We start from the raw sequence: 13,218 nt of genomic DNA, 5'->3' as shown, positions 1-13,218 counted from the left end.
CAGCCGATAAAGGCAGCGAATGACATTCAAACAAGCGTATGTTTTTTCGTTGACAGCCCTGGGTGATCCTCATACCCTCGCGGAACTTTCACCCGCCGAGGTCCGCCCGTGGGCAGCATCTACCTGATTCGACATGGCCAGGCGTCGTTCGGTGCCGACGACTACGACGTGCTGTCGCCGACCGGCATCCGCCAGGCGGAAATCCTCGGCGACCACCTGCGGAACCTCGGCGTCCGTTTCGACCGCGTCCTCAGCGGCGGCTTGCGCCGCCAGCAGCACACCGCCCGCGCCGCCCTCGAACGCCTGGAGTCCTCCGGGCTGGCCACGCCGGAGCTGGAAGTCGATCCGGCGTTCAACGAATTCGAAGCCGACGCGGTGATCCGCGCGCACCTGCCGGACCTGCTCGATGAGCAGCCGGAAGCCTTGCACATCCTTCGCCATGCGGCCGAGCATCGGGCCGAGTTCCAGCGCCTGTTCTCCACCATCATCGCGCGCTGGGTTTCCGGCAACCATGAGAAAGATGGGCTGGAAAGCTGGCAGGAATTCCTCGATAAGGTCCATGACGGTCTTCGTCGTCTGCTGGCGCAGGCCAGCGGCAAGGACAGGGTCGCCGTGTTCACCTCCGGCGGTACCATTACCGCCCTGCTCCAACTGATCGTCGGCGTTCCGCCGCTCAAGGCCTTCGAGCTGAACTGGCAGATCGTCAATACCTCGCTGACTCGCCTGAAATTCCGCGGCGAGGAAGTGTCCCTGGCTTCCTTCAACAGTCACGTGCACCTGGAACTGTTGAAGGCGCCGGAACTCATCACCTATCGATGAGCCGGCCTACCGCGACCGTTCCGGTCGCCGAAAAAACCCTAGAAGAAAGGAATAGAACCCATGACCACCGTTGCTGACATCGTCTCCACCATGAAAAGCAAGTTCAACGCCAGCGCGGCCGCCGGCCTGGATCTGGTGTTCCAGTTCAACATCGAAGACGGCGACAACCACTACCTGGTCGTCAAGGACGGTACCTGCGAAGTGGTACAGGGCGACGCCGAGAACCCCAACGTCACCCTGATCATGGACAGCGAAACCCTGAAGGGCATCACCAGCGGCGAGACCGACGGCATGCAGGCCTTCATGGCCGGCAAGCTGCGCGCCGAAGGCGACATGATGCTGGCGATGAAGCTGGGCGAACTGTTCCCGGTCTGACCGTTTCCGGCGCCATGCCAGAAGGAAAACCGGAGTCCCTCGCGGCTCCGGTTTTTTTTCGTCCGGCATTCCTCCAGGCCGACGATCAGGGACCGTGATGGAGCGGCAACACGCTTGCCCATAACGCCCGGCGGCGGCTTGTGAGGGCCGGGACAGGGCATTAGATTAGCCAATTATCGCCGGTCACCATCATTGCGCAGCCTGATGCGCGCACCGGCTCCCGCGGCTCCGCCGTGGCACCACGAGAAGGGAACCCCATGTCGCTGACCGACCAATCCACTCGCATCCGCGCCGGCGAAGAACTCGACGCCGCCGTCATCGACCCGTACCTGAAAGCCCATATCCCCGGCCTCGAAGGCACCCCGAAGATCAGCCAGTTCCCCGGTGGCGCGTCCAACCTGACCTACCTGATCGAGTATCCGCGCCAGGAGTTCGTCCTGCGTCGCCCGCCATTCGGCCACAAGGCCAAGTCGGCCCACGACATGGGCCGCGAATACCGCATCCTGAACCAGTTGAACGCAGGCTTCCCCTACTGCCCGAAAGCCTACCTCTACTGCACCGACGAGTCGGTGATCGGCGCCGAGTTCTACGTCATGGAACGGGTCAAGGGCATCATCCTGCGCGCCGAACTGCCGCCAGAGCTGAATCTCGACGAACAACAGACCCGCAGCCTGTGCAAGAGCTTCATCGACAAGTTCGTCGAACTGCACAACGTCGACTACGCCGCCTGCGGACTGGCCGACCTGGGCCGCCCGGACGGCTACGTGCAGCGCCAGATCGCCGGCTGGACCGACCGCTACGAGAAGGCCCTGACCCCCGACGCGCCGCTCTGGGAACCGGTCAAGGCCTGGCTCAAGGACAAGCAGCCGGCCGATCACCACAAGCCGGGCATCGTGCACAACGACTACCGCTTCGACAACGTGATCCTCGACCCGGACAACCCGATGCAGATCATCGGCGTGCTGGACTGGGAACTGGCCACCCTCGGCGATCCGCTGATGGACCTCGGCAATACCCTCGCCTACTGGGTGGAAGCCGGCGACCCGGCTCCGGTGCAGCTGACCCGCCGCCAGCCCAGCCACCTGCCGGGCATGCTGACCCGCCGGGAGTTCGCCGACTACTACGCCGAGCGAGCCGGGATCCCACCGATCGACAACCTGGACTTCTACTACACCTATGGCCTGTTCCGTCTTGCCGGCATCGTCCAGCAGATCTACTACCGCTACTACCACGGGCAGACCCAGGACAAGCGTTTCGCCCAGTTCGTGCAGATGAACAAGCTGCTGGAGCAGATGAGCCTGCAGGCCATCGAGCGCTCCCGCCTGTAACCGACCACTACAAGGGGATAGCCCATGTCCAAGACCCACCTGTTCGACCTCGACGGCAAGATCGCCTTCGTTTCCGGCGCCAGCCGCGGCATCGGCGAGGCGATAGCCAAGCTGCTGGCCCAGCAAGGCGCCCACGTGATCGTCTCGAGCCGCAAGATCGATGGCTGCCAGGCGGTCGCCGACGCGATCACCGCGGAGGGCGGCAAGGCCACCGCGATCGCCTGCCACATCGGCGAGATGGAGCAGATCCAGAACGTCTTCGCACAGATCCGCGAGCAGTTCGGCCGCCTCGACATCCTGGTCAACAACGCCGCCACCAACCCGCAGTTCTGCAACGTACTGGAAACCGACCTCGGCGCCTTCCAGAAGACCGTCGACGTCAACATCCGCGGCTACTACTTCATGTCCATCGAGGGCGGCAAGCTGATGAAGGAACACGGCGGCGGCAGCATCATCAACGTGGCCTCGATCAACGGCGTATCGCCCGGCGAGTTCCAGGGCATCTACTCGGTGACCAAGGCCGCCGTGATCAGCATGACCAAGGTCTTCGCCAAGGAATGCGCGCAGTTCGGCATCCGCTGCAACGCCCTCCTGCCAGGGTTGACCGACACCAAGTTCGCTTCGGCGCTGGTGAAGAACGACGCGATCCGCAACCTCGCCCTGCAGCGCATCCCGCTCAAGCGCGTGGCCGAGCCGAGCGAAATGGCAGGCGCCGTGCTCTACCTGGCTAGCGAAGCGTCCAGCTACACCACCGGCGTGGCGCTGAACGTCGACGGCGGCTTCCTTTCCTGACGGAACGGCGAACGCGCGAAGAGGGAGCCAGGGCTCCCTCTTTTCATTTCAGGATTGCCAATGCCTCGCACCAGCGCGGGACAGGCGCCCCACGGCTATTCACCTGCGTTCTCGGGTAGCCGGACGAGTACCCCCATAGGTGTTACCCGCCGCCTCCACTTCAGTTGCCGACCCGCCAGCCACCGTTCACCGACACCACCGTTCCGGTGACGAACCCCGCCTCGGGCGAGGCCAGCCAGGCCACCGCCGCGGCGATGTCCTCGACCCGGCCGGTCCTGCCCAGCGGGGTCTCGCCGACGATGGCGGCGACCCGTTGCGGATCGAGGCCGCCGGGAAAGAACCGGGTGTCGGCGATGTAACCCGGCGCCACGCTGTTCACCGTGATCCCGCGCGAACCGAGTTCCCGCGCCAGGGCCACGCCGAAGCCATGTAGGCCGGCCTTGGCTGCCGCATAGCCCAGCGCACCGGGACTGCCGCTACCGGTCTGCGCAGCGATCGATCCGATATGGATGATCCGCCCGCCCTCTTCCGCGAAATGCGGCAACACCGCCAGCGACATGAGGAACGCGCTTTTCAGGTTGCCGTCCAGCAGCGCATCCCATTCCCGCTCGGCCTCAGCCAGCGGAGTGGTGGCGGCGATCTTTCGGGTGAACCCGGCGTTGTTCACCAGCACGTCGAGCCCCTGGAAGGTGTCGCCAACCCAGGCGGCCACCGCCTCGACAGCTTCGCGGCGGGAAAGATCGGCGGCCATCCAGGGCACACCGCCCAACTCGGCGGCAGCGCGTTGCAGGCGCTGGGAATCACGGGCCACCAGGGCGATCCGATAACCCTGTTGCCGAAGGCGCCGGGCGATGGCCAGGCCGATGCCCGACGAGCCGCCGGTGACCAGGGCGGTACGGGGGATTGGAGAATGAGTGTGCATGACGGGCTTCCTCTGTAATGGATGGAACGCCTCGTCTGGCCAGAGCGAGCGTACGGATGGATTCTCGACGGATTCGCCGCGATATATCCAATACTGTCTTTCTTAACTCACCATATCCGGGAGATATCGCAATGGCCGACTTGCGCCAGTTCCGCCAGTTCGTCGCGGTTGCCGAGGAGCTGAGCTTCCGCCGCGCCGCTGAGCGCCTGCACATGGCCCAGCCACCGCTGACCACCGCGATCCGGCGGCTGGAAGAAGAAGTCGGCGCCAGCCTGCTGGAGCGTGACAACCGTATCCATCGCCTGACGCCGGCGGGCCGCGCGTTCCTCGACGAAGCCCGGCGCACCCTGGCCCAGGCCGAACGCACCCTGGCGGCCGCGCGCAGCGCCGCCAGCGGACGCAGAACGTTGCGCCTGGCGTTCGTCGACAGCACCATCAATATTCTGCTACCGCGCATACTCCAGGCGTTCCGCCACCAGCATGGCGCGCTGGACTTCCAGCTCCAGGAAGACACCACCGCAGGGCAACTGGAGGCGTTGCGCGAAGACCGCATCGATGCCGGCCTGATCGTTCTGCCGGTCGACCGCCAGCCCGGCCTGTACACACATCTACTGGTGGACGGCGACATGCGCGTGGCATTGCCCGAAGGGCATCGGCTGGCACGCCATGCGCGCCTGCGCCTGGAACAATTGGCCGGAGAACCCTGGCTGCTGTTTCCACGGCACTATGGGCCGGGCATGCACGACCTGATCGTCGCCGCCTGCGCGGCAGCCAGCTTCGTCCCGGAGGTGGTGCAGGAGGCGCGGCAGATGCAGACCATCGCCGGGCTGGTGGCCGGCGGCATCGGCGTCGCGCTAGTGCCTTCGCTGCTACAACCGTTGCGCCCGCCGGGGGTCACCTTTCGTCCCCTGCAAGGGCGGCGGGCGCGAATTCCCTATCGGCTGGCGCTGGCCTACCGCACGCCGTCGGAACTCATCGAACGCTTTCGCGAAACCGCCCAGGCGATCGCCGCCGCCCCGGCTTTTCGCATGGCCTAGCGCCAGTCCCTGAGCGCCTCCTCGGCCGCCAGGTTCATCGGCTCGGCAAGCAGCCCGGCGACGCCGTAGTTCACCGCGAACACCGCCTTGTCCGCCATCGGCAGGAAAGTCACCCGCCCCGCCAGCGGCTCGAACAGGAACAGGTCGTGCTCGCCGGCCCGCAGCCAGCGCCAGAGATCGACCCCCAGCGGACTCTGCGACAAGCCCAGGCGGCGGCCCCGGGACTGCTGCTCGAGGGCCAGGAAGCGGCCGCTGAGCGCGTCGAGGCGATAGCCCGGCGCCAGACCGATCAACGCGGCCAGCCCCTTCCAGCGGAAAATCCGCGCGTCCAGTTGCCAGAGTTCGCCGTCCAGCACCACGCTGCGCTCGTTGGCGCCCTCCTGGATCAGCACCCGGTAGCGCTGCGGCCCTTCGGCCTGGAAGCTCAGGGTGGCCATCGGCTGCTCGGGCTTGAGCAGCGAATAGCTGCGCAGGTCCCAGGCGAGCACCAGCAGCAGCGCCGCCACGGCGACGAAGGCCAAGCCGCAGGTGCCGCGCAGCCAGCCGAGGAACCAGGTGCGTTCGAAGAGGATGCGCCCCGCGACCAGGGCGGCCAGCAAGGCCAGTAACGCGAATGCCCAGGCCAGACCGTCGTACTGCATGCAAGCGATTCCTTCTGCGTGAAATTGCGGGCATTATGCGCACCCCTCCTCCCGACGGCCAGCGAGGCCGTTTCCCGATTGGAAGCAGGTCCGGTTTTTCATGCCCTTCGAACTCGCGATAGACCCCAGCACCCTGATCATCCTGGCCGTGGTGGCCTTTCTCGCCGGCTTCATCGACGCCATCGCCGGCGGCGGCGGCCTGTTGACCATCCCTGCGCTGCTCACCGCCGGGGTCCCGCCGCACCTGGCGCTGGGTACCAACAAGCTGAGCTCGACCTTCGGTGCGGCGACCGCCAGCTACACCTTCTACCGGCGCAAGCTGTTCCATCCCGGGAAGTGGCGCAACGGTTTGCTCGCCACCGCGATCGGCGCCGCCATAGGCGCCTGGGCGGCTCACCTGCTGCCCGCCGAGTGGCTGAACCGGATGCTCCCGGTGGTGGTATTCACCTGCGGCCTCTACATGCTCTTCGGCGGCACGCCGAAAGCGCCGCTGGACGCCGATGCGCCGGTCGGACGCAAGCGCCAGTGGCCGCAGGGCCTCGCCCTGGGCTTCTACGACGGCGTGGCGGGACCGGGCACCGGAGCGTTCTGGACCGTCAGCTCGCTGCTCATGTACCCGCTGGACCTGGTCCGCGCCAGCGGTGTGGCGCGGAGCATGAACTTCGTCAGCAACATAGTGGCGCTGGCGGTGTTCGTCGCCTCCGGCCAGGTGATCTGGTTGCTCGGCCTGTGCATGGGTGCGTCGCTGATGGTCGGCGCCTATTTCGGCGCGCGCACCGCCATCGGCGGCGGGGCGAAGTTCATTCGCCCGGTGTTCATCCTGGTGGTCCTGGCGCTGACCGCGCGGCTAGCCTGGCAGCACTGGTTCAGCGGCGCCTGAGCGGCGCGCCAGGTACAGGTCGATCAGGTGCCGGGCGATCGAGCGCTGCGCCGGTAGCGGCGGCAAGGCATCGAGGGAGAACCACTGGGCGTCCTCGATCTCGTCTTCCTGCGGGACGATCTCGCCGGACACGTACTCGGCGTGGAAACCGAGCATCAGCGAATGCGGGAACGGCCAGTTCTGGCTGCCGATGTATTCGAGATTGGCGACCTCCACCCCGACCTCTTCGCGCACCTCGCGGACCACGCACTGCTCCACCGACTCGCCGGCCTCGACGAAGCCGGCCAGGGTACTGTAGACCCCCGGCACGAAGCGCGGCGAACGCGCCAGCAACACCTCGTCGCCCCGGGTCACCAGGACGATCATGCTCGGCGACAGGCGCGGGTACTGGTGCAACCCGCACTGCGGACACTGCATCACCCGCTCGTGGTCCTGCGCCTGCATGCGTGTGCCGCAATTGCCGCAGAACCGGTTGTGACGTGCCCAGATGCCGATCTGGCTGGCATAGCCGAGCATGCAGAACTGATCGAAATCGCCGTGCAGCATGAACTGCCGCAACGGCGCCCAGGCCATGCCCGGCAGCTCGATCGGCTCGTCCAGTTCCAGCACGTAGACCGGCTCGCCCTGCCAATGGCCGACCCCATGTTCGGCGAGCAGCGGGAGTTCCTGGCGCTTCAGCCATTCGCGGGGGAACAGCAGGCCGTTGTCGTCCTGGAGGAAGCGCTGCTGACAGTGCGCGAGCACCCAGCCGCCGACCTGGGCGGTAGCCGGCCGACCTGCCTGCCAGCGGAACTCGCCGGCCATCAGGCGGCCACCGGCAGTCCGAGCGCCTTGACGCTGGCGCTGGCCAGGTCGAGGACGTCCGGCTGGCCCTGCGGACGCAGCACGGCACCGCCCTCGAGATAGTATTCGAGACTGGTCAGGGCGTCGGCGAGGGTTTCCAGCATCTGTTCCGAAGGCATCTGCGCGGTCTCGATCATGCGCTGCTGGATGTAGTCGGCGCAGCCGCCGACCAGCAGCGCGGCGCGCTCCTGACCGAGGAACCAGAGACCGCCCCGGACCGCCTGCAGGCTGGCCGGGACGTTGGCCAGGTTGAGCTTGTCGCCATTGGATTCCAGGTACGCGGTGATCGCACGCTTGGCCAGGGCCAGGCCGGCCTTGGCCTCCTCGATCACCACGATGCGCGCCTCGGCCAACTGGTGCACGGCGAACGCATCGGCTTCCTGCCCGGGCTCCGCCGGAGTCGGCCGGATGATGCGGCGCTCGCCGCGCTCGAGGTTGCCGACCATGCTTTCCACGTAGAGCACCGCATCGGCCAGGCGCAGCAACGCCGGCGGCGAATCGGCGACGCCGCTGGCAGCCCAGGCGGCCACGGTGGGTAGCTGGGTCTGCAGGGCGGTGCCGGCCGAGTTCAGGCCGACCATGCCGAGGGTCTTGCTCAGCTTGCCCAGTTGCGCATGCAGGTTGGTCAGGCTATCCGGCTGGGCCACGCCGCGCTCGATCAGGTCGAGCATGTCCTTGACCCCGGCGAGTTCCTCGCGGATCGCCGTGGACAGCGAACGCATCACCGACTGGCCGGGGCCGGACAGGCGCTGCGATTCCTCTTCCAGCAGGTGGTCGGTGAACGGCAGCGGCGCCAGCCCATGCAGTTCGCGGACCTCGCGCGAACGCGGGCCCTGGCCGTCGGACAGCGCCACCAGGTAAAGCAGTTCCTTGAGCAGATGGCGCGGCGCCTCGTAGGCCGGGCCGATCAGCAATTGCTTGAGCTCGCGGTCGATGCGCGAGAACAGTTGCTTGCGCGACTTGCGCGGCAACAGTTGGCCATCGACGATCGACTCGATCGCCGCGGCGCCGATCCAGCACAGCCGCGAACGGGCCACCCCGCCGTGCAGGCTGTCGAGGCGCGCCAGCGCGCGGCCCATCAGCTTGAGGCTGGGATAGAGGTTCTGTTCGCGGATCAGGCCGAGCAGGCCGATCTGGTACATGTGGCGCATCCGCCGGCTTTCCTCGCCCAGTTCGGCTTCGGAAGGCAGGTGGTCGATGGCAGTGCTCGGCGGCCGCGGGATATCCAGGCGGGCGCTGAAGAAGAAGCTTTCCGGCAGCGCCGGCTGCCCTGCGGCACAGCGCACTTCGTTGATCGCCGGCAAGAGCAGCTCGGGGATCTCCTGGCGATTGGCCTCGACGTTCTCCAGGTAGCGGCGCAGCACGTACAGGGCGTTGCCCAGGGCTGCCAGCTGGCCGTCGCGCTCCTCGCTGACGCCGGTGGGAATGTCGGTCGCCAGCTGCAGGGCTTCCTGGGCCAGCAGCTCGGCGCCGGCCAGCTCGATCAGGTTGAGGGTGCCGCGGATCTGTTGCAGGCATTCGACGGCGTGCTGCAGCAGGCTGCCGTTCTGCCGCTCGGCAATGAACTGCTCAAGACCCTGTTCGGCCTGTTCCATGGTGGCGAACAACTCGTCGCGCACCAGACTGAGGGACGTGGCTCCTGTGACCATCGGTCTAGTGCGCCTCCCGCGCAAGAATATACAACGGCATCAATCAGCGAATTCCGGCTTCTGCTTGGCCATATGCGCGGCCATCGCCACCCGCAGGTCGGCGGACTGGAGCATGGCGGCGTTCCAGGTAGCGACGTACTCGAGGCCGTCGTCGACCCGGTGGTCGCGCATATAGCGGATCATTTCCTTGGTACCACGGATGGCGATCGGCGACTTCGCGGCGATCTGCCGCGCCAGTTCGAAGACCCCATCCATCAATGCGGCCTGGTCCGCGTAGGTACGATTGACCAGGCCGATGCTCCGTGCCTCTTCGCCGTCGACCATGCGCCCGGTGTAGGCCAGCTCGCGCATCATGCCATCGCCGATGATCCGCGGCAGGCGCTGCAGGGTGCCGACGTCGGCGGCCATGCCGATGTCGATCTCCTTGATCGAGAACTGCGCGTCGGCGGTCGAGTAGCGCATGTCGCAGGCCGAGACCAGGTCGATGGCGCCGCCCAGGCAGTAGCCCTGGATCGCCGCGAGCACCGGCTTGCGGCAGTTGTCGACCGCGTTGAACGAGGCCTGCAGCTCGAGAATCTTGCGACGCAGGGCGTCGGCGTTGCGGCCGACGTCCTTGCCCAGTTGGCTGCCGACCTGGGCCAGCAGCATCAGGTCGATCCCCGAGGAAAAATGCTTGCCCGCCCCGGACAGCACGACCACCCGCACTTCGTCGGTATCGTCGACCCAGCGGAAGATCTCGATGATCTCGCGCCAGAAGTCCTGGTTCATGGCATTGATCTTGTCCGGACGGTTGATCTGGACGTGGGCGATCTTGTCTGCCAGCTCCACACGGAATGCGTTGTACTCGGTCACGGCGATAGTCCTCGGCAGAGCAACTGCGCTGTCAGAACGCAGAGATTTTTGTTGTGCGGAAAATCCCGCAACTATAACAAGGGCGAGCCAAATGTCGATGCTGCACTATGTGATGCACGGCACGCCCATTGATACCGCAATCTCTTCGATGATTGCGCTAAACGCTTGATCCAACGAAAGTCCTGCTGGCATTTTCAGTCTTTTCCTTGCCGTGGAGTCCATCGTGAGCAGTCCCCTGAGCCAGGCTTTCGCACAGAACTTCCTCGGGCATTCGCCGCGCTGGTACAAGCTGACGGTGCTCGCCTTCCTCTTGCTCAACCCCCTGCTGCTATGGCTGGCCGGGCCGGTGACAAGCGCCTGGGTGCTGGTCGGCGAGTTCATCTTCACCCTGGCCATGGCGCTGAAATGCTATCCGCTACAGCCGGGTGGCCTGTTGGTGCTGGAGGCGCTGCTGCTTGGCCTGGCTACCCCCGAGGCGCTCTATGCGGAATTGCAGCACAACTTCCCGGTGCTCCTGCTGCTGATGTTCATGGTCGCCGGCATCTACTTCATGAAGGACCTGCTGCTCCTGCTGTTTTCCCGCCTGCTGCTCGGCGTGCGCTCGAAGACCCTGCTATCGCTCCTGTTCTGCCTGCTGGCCGCCCTCCTCTCGGCCTTCCTCGACGCCCTCACCGTGACCGCCGTGGTGATCAGCGTGGCGGTGGCATTCTTCGCCGTGTATCACCGGGTCGCTTCGGGGCAGCGCGCCAGCGAGGACTACGATCCCGCCACCGACCGCCAGGTCCCCGAGCTGCACCGGGCCCATCTCGAGGAATTCCGCGCCTTCCTCCGCAGCCTGCTCATGCACGCGGCGGTCGGCACCGCGCTGGGCGGCGTCTGCACCCTGGTGGGAGAGCCGCAGAACCTGCTGATCGGCCACGAGGCCGGCTGGCATTTCGTCGAGTTCTTCCGCCAGGTCGCGCCGGTATCCATGCCGGTACTGGCGGCCGGCCTGCTGACCTGCGTGCTGCTGGAGAAGAGCCGCCGCTTCGGCTATGGCGCCCAGTTGCCGGCGGCGGTGCGCCAGGTGCTCGCCGAGTACGCCGCCAGCGAAAGCCGCAAACGCGGAGCGCAGCAGAAGGCCGCGCTGCTGGTGCAGGCCCTGGCGGCGCTGGTACTGATCGTCGGGCTGGCCCTGCATGTCGCCGAGGTCGGCCTGATCGGCCTGTTGGTGATCGTGCTGATCACTGCCTTCACCGGCGTCACCGACGAACACCAGATCGGCCGCGCCTTCCAGGAGGCCCTGCCGTTCACTGCGCTGCTGGTGGTGTTCTTCGCGGTGGTCGCGGTGATCCACCAGCAGCACCTGTTCACCCCGATCATCCAGGCGGTGCTGGCGCTGCCGGCGGAACGCCAGCCGGGCATGCTGTTCATCGCCAACGGCCTGCTCTCGGCGATCAGCGACAACGTATTCGTCGCCACCATCTACATCACCGAGGTGAAACAGGCGCTGGATGCCGGCCACATGAGCCGCGAGCATTTCGATACCCTGGCGGTGGCGATCAATACCGGCACCAACCTGCCCAGCGTAGCGACGCCCAACGGCCAGGCGGCGTTCCTCTTCCTGCTGACCTCCTCCATCGCCCCGCTGGTGCGCCTGTCGTACGGCCGCATGGTCTGGATGGCGCTACCCTACACCCTGGTGATGGGCGGCCTGGGCTGGTGGGCGGTCAGTCATTGGCTTTGAGCGTCGGCACTCCGTTGACCTGGTTGCGCCATTGCCGCCAGGTGTACATTGGGATACCGGCCATCAGCACCAGGAAGCCCCAGAAGATCGCCTGCTGGCCGGTGCCATACAGCGCCCATAGCGAGTAGGCGAAGCCCAGCGAGCCGATCACCAGCAATTGCCGGCGTGAACGCGGCGAGAACTCGTCCGGTCGCACCGCCAGCAGTTGCAACAGCGCGGCGGTGCAGAACGCGTAGGGGACCACCCCGGTCATGGTGCCGAGCAGGATGATCACGTTGAACACATCGACCAGGTCGCCATGCCCGTCGACCATCACCAGCGCCGTCACCAGCAGCCCCGAGGCCAGCAGGCCGTGGGCCGGCGCGCCGTTCTTGTTGAGCTGGCCGAGCGACTCCGGGAACAGCCCGTCGCGCGCCGGAGCCACCGGGATCTGGCCCTGCAACAGGACCCAGCCATTGAGCGCGCCCAGGCAGGCGATGACCGCCCCGGCAGCCACCAGGTAGTAGCCCCAGTCGCCCATCAGGATCCGCGCCGCGTCGGCGAACGGCGAGGTGGAGCGGGCCAGCACCTCCGGCGGCATCAGGCCCTGCACCGCAGTGATCGAGAGGATGTAGAGGGCCGCCGCGGCCAGCGTGCCGAACAGGGTCGCACGGGGAATGGTGCGGCGCGGATCCTCGACGTCGTCGGCCGGCACGGTGGCCGACTCCAGGCCGATGAACGACCACAGGGTCAGCGCCGCGGTGGTGGCGATCGCCTGGGCATAGCCCATGTTCGGCAGCTCGCTGCGCGCCGGGATCGCCAGGTGCTCGGGATTGAAGTGGAACCAGCCGAGGATACCGACCAGCAACAACGGCAGCAGCTTGAGGATGGTCAGCAGGTTCTGCACCACGCTGAAGGTGCCGATGCCTCGCAGGTTGATCAGGGTGCACAGCCAGATCGCGGCGATGGCCACGCTGACCATCAGCAGCGGATCCGCCAGCGCCGGGATGAATACCCGCAGGTAGCCGACCAGGGTCACGGCGATCGCCGCGTTGCCGATCCAGGCGGCTTTCCAGTAGGTCCAGGCGCACAGGTAGCCGGCGAAGCTGCCGAAACCGTCGCGGGTATAGGCGTAGGGGCCGCCGGCGCCGGGGTTGACCCGCGCCAGGCGGGCGAAGGTCAGCGCCAGCAGCACCGCGCCGGTGCTCGACACCAGCCAGCCGAACAGGCTGAGCCCGCCGAACGCCGCCAGGCTGGAGGGAAGCAGGAAGACTCCCGAACCGACCATGTTGCCGATCACCAGCGCGCTGCAGGTCCAGAACCCCATGCCGCGCTTGCCGGCCTTCTCTCCCCCCGCCATCGACACCCCTTAGCC

General features: G+C 66.5%; 13 protein-coding genes. 7 read left to right on the top strand and 6 right to left on the bottom strand.

The window, feature by feature from the left end:
- The first annotated feature begins 108 nt into the window (after positions 1-108).
- The 4 genes from JHD77_RS12260 to JHD77_RS12245 all read left to right on the top strand — a co-directional run bounded on the left by JHD77_RS12260 (position 109) and on the right by JHD77_RS12245 (position 3,314).
- Positions 109-819, top strand: a complete 711-nt coding sequence (locus JHD77_RS12260) for a histidine phosphatase family protein (RefSeq protein ID WP_003122826.1) — start codon at positions 109-111, stop codon at positions 817-819.
- A gap of 60 nt (positions 820-879) precedes the next feature.
- Positions 880-1,194 carry an SCP2 sterol-binding domain-containing protein gene (locus tag JHD77_RS12255; RefSeq protein WP_003087993.1) on the top strand — a complete coding sequence of 105 codons (315 nt, stop codon included), beginning with the start codon at positions 880-882 and terminating at the stop codon, positions 1,192-1,194.
- 257 nt (positions 1,195-1,451) lie between these two features.
- A complete protein-coding gene (locus tag JHD77_RS12250) occupies positions 1,452-2,522 on the top strand; it encodes a phosphotransferase family protein (protein WP_003087989.1) in 1,071 nt (356 codons plus the stop codon).
- Positions 2,523-2,546: 24 nt separating this feature from the next.
- Positions 2,547-3,314 (top strand): SDR family oxidoreductase, encoded by a 768-nt coding sequence (locus JHD77_RS12245; protein ID WP_003087987.1) that lies wholly within the window; start codon positions 2,547-2,549, stop codon positions 3,312-3,314.
- 160 nt (positions 3,315-3,474) lie between these two features.
- Here the strand turns inward: JHD77_RS12245 and JHD77_RS12240 are convergent, their stop codons facing one another.
- Positions 3,475-4,236: an SDR family NAD(P)-dependent oxidoreductase gene (locus JHD77_RS12240; RefSeq protein WP_003113599.1), complete on the bottom strand. Its 762-nt coding sequence runs from the start codon at positions 4,234-4,236 to the stop codon at positions 3,475-3,477.
- Between the two features lie 131 nt (positions 4,237-4,367).
- On the opposite strand from JHD77_RS12240, the gene JHD77_RS12235 reads away from it, so the two are divergent.
- The gene (locus JHD77_RS12235) at positions 4,368-5,273 is read left to right on the top strand and encodes a LysR family transcriptional regulator (protein ID WP_031756929.1); all 906 of its coding nucleotides are present in this window, start codon (positions 4,368-4,370) and stop codon (positions 5,271-5,273) included.
- Here the strand turns inward: JHD77_RS12235 and JHD77_RS12230 are convergent.
- Positions 5,270-5,914 carry a hypothetical protein gene (locus JHD77_RS12230; protein ID WP_003113597.1) on the bottom strand — a complete coding sequence of 215 codons (645 nt, stop codon included), beginning with the start codon at positions 5,912-5,914 and terminating at the stop codon, positions 5,270-5,272. The genes JHD77_RS12235 and JHD77_RS12230 overlap by 4 nt on opposite strands.
- A gap of 100 nt (positions 5,915-6,014) precedes the next feature.
- Here JHD77_RS12230 and JHD77_RS12225 point away from each other — a divergent pair, with 100 nt between their 5' ends.
- On the top strand, positions 6,015-6,794 hold the full coding sequence (locus JHD77_RS12225; RefSeq protein ID WP_015503102.1) for a TSUP family transporter: 780 nt from the start codon (positions 6,015-6,017) through the stop codon (positions 6,792-6,794).
- On the opposite strand, the gene nudC is transcribed toward JHD77_RS12225, so the two are convergent.
- From nudC to JHD77_RS12210, 3 genes are read right to left on the bottom strand one after another with little or no spacing between them, the layout of a single operon-like run.
- A complete protein-coding gene (nudC, locus tag JHD77_RS12220) occupies positions 6,762-7,598 on the bottom strand; it encodes an NAD(+) diphosphatase (protein ID WP_003113595.1) in 837 nt (278 codons plus the stop codon). The two genes, JHD77_RS12225 and nudC, sit on opposite strands and share 33 nt — an antisense overlap.
- Entirely contained in the window at positions 7,598-9,286 is a 1,689-nt protein-coding gene (fimL, locus tag JHD77_RS12215; RefSeq protein WP_003098159.1) for a type IV pilus/biofilm regulator FimL, read from the bottom strand. Before fimL ends, nudC begins: the two co-directional genes overlap by 1 nt.
- 39 nt (positions 9,287-9,325) lie before the next feature.
- A complete protein-coding gene (locus tag JHD77_RS12210; RefSeq protein WP_003087972.1) occupies positions 9,326-10,138 on the bottom strand; it encodes a crotonase/enoyl-CoA hydratase family protein in 813 nt (270 codons plus the stop codon).
- Between the two features lie 223 nt (positions 10,139-10,361).
- Between JHD77_RS12210 and nhaB the strand changes: the two genes are divergently transcribed.
- Positions 10,362-11,864 (top strand): sodium/proton antiporter NhaB, encoded by a 1,503-nt coding sequence (gene nhaB, locus JHD77_RS12205; RefSeq protein ID WP_003113594.1) that lies wholly within the window; start codon positions 10,362-10,364, stop codon positions 11,862-11,864.
- On the opposite strand, the gene JHD77_RS12200 is transcribed toward nhaB, so the two are convergent.
- Positions 11,848-13,203 (bottom strand): amino acid permease, encoded by a 1,356-nt coding sequence (locus JHD77_RS12200; RefSeq protein WP_003117687.1) that lies wholly within the window; start codon positions 13,201-13,203, stop codon positions 11,848-11,850. The genes nhaB and JHD77_RS12200 overlap by 17 nt on opposite strands.
- Positions 13,204-13,218: the final 15 nt, after the last annotated feature.

It is taken from the genome of Pseudomonas sp. P20, from assembly GCF_016463925.1.
Lineage (GTDB): Bacteria > Pseudomonadota > Gammaproteobacteria > Pseudomonadales > Pseudomonadaceae > Pseudomonas > Pseudomonas aeruginosa.
This window is presented reverse-complemented; position numbering and strand designations above follow the sequence as displayed.